Genomic DNA, 299 nt, shown 5'->3' with positions numbered 1-299 from the left:
ATTTCAATATTATCTGATGTCTCTTTTAATTGTTCTTTAATTTCTTTAATTTTTTCTTCATTTTTAGTTAAAGCATCTTTTATTTTAACTTTTTGTTCTTGGTTAAGTTCTTGTTTTTCATATAATATTTTTAATTCTTCTTCGCATTTTTTTAATTCTCCTTCCCAATCGGTTTTAAGTCCTTGATAATCATTGATAGTTTGGTCGTATTTGTCAATGGCTTTATCGATTTCATTAATTAATTGTCCGACATATTTAGAAGATGGTTCTTTTGGTTTATAAAAGAAACATAAGTAAAT

General features: G+C 24.1%; 1 pseudogene. It reads right to left on the bottom strand.

Going from position 1 to position 299, the window contains the following annotated elements:
* Positions 1-299, bottom strand: a pseudogene (locus RI68_RS02885) (DNA double-strand break repair rad50 ATPase); the annotation flags it as partial.

It is taken from the genome of Vaccinium witches'-broom phytoplasma str. VAC, from assembly GCF_000309405.1.
GTDB lineage: Bacteria > Bacillota_I > Bacilli_A > Acholeplasmatales > Acholeplasmataceae > Phytoplasma.
This window is presented reverse-complemented; position numbering and strand designations above follow the sequence as displayed.